The organism is Arthrobacter sp. B0427-1-12, from assembly GCF_059092905.1.
The window spans coordinates 1-585 of sequence record NZ_JBNHIC010000193.1 but is presented as its reverse complement, the minus strand read 5'-3'; the positions used below and the strand labels follow the sequence as shown (position 1 = coordinate 585).

Below are 585 nucleotides of genomic sequence, written 5' to 3'. Positions count from 1 at the left end.
GCCTGCCCCCGCGGCATCAGGATCACCCACGCCATCAAGGAGGTCAGCCAGGCCATCCTCAGCCGCCACATATGAGGCCAAGGCGGCCCGGGAACAGAGAGCGAACAGCCGCCTCATCCTGAGCGACGACCCCGGCTCTCATCGGGCATGCTGAGCACAGTCAATGGCATCCTTACGTTGTTACCGGTACCGGGTAGGCTGAAAAGCCCCGGCCGGATCCTCAGCCGTACCGGCGGCAGGCTGAAGAACGGAAAAACCGGTCAGTGGTGACAATGAATCCCGCACACTGCCCGACAGGATCAGCCGTATCAGGTAGGAACTGAAACCGGAATCGGCCAGTCTGCCCCCGGCCGGCCATGCCGACCGGTTCGGCCAGCACCTGAGCGGCATGGCCGGGTTCAACCGCAGTGAACTGCCTGCGATGGCCCGAAGACCTCAAACCTTCCGCAGCGGTCCCGGACGCCGCAGATAATGAACTCCAGCGGGTGCCCGGGCCGGAAGAACAACCGGACCTCCGTGCCCGAATACGCCGCCGTATTTGGATGCGTTCGGATCTTCGCTTCGCCCTGCCCCGGGCCGGTGGGA

General features: G+C 64.6%; 1 protein-coding gene. It reads right to left on the bottom strand.

Going from position 1 to position 585, the window contains the following annotated elements:
• Positions 1-398: 398 nt before the first annotated feature.
• A partial coding sequence (locus AC5RWU_RS24510) for a hypothetical protein (protein WP_493986769.1) occupies positions 399-585 on the bottom strand: 187 nt, incomplete at its 5' end.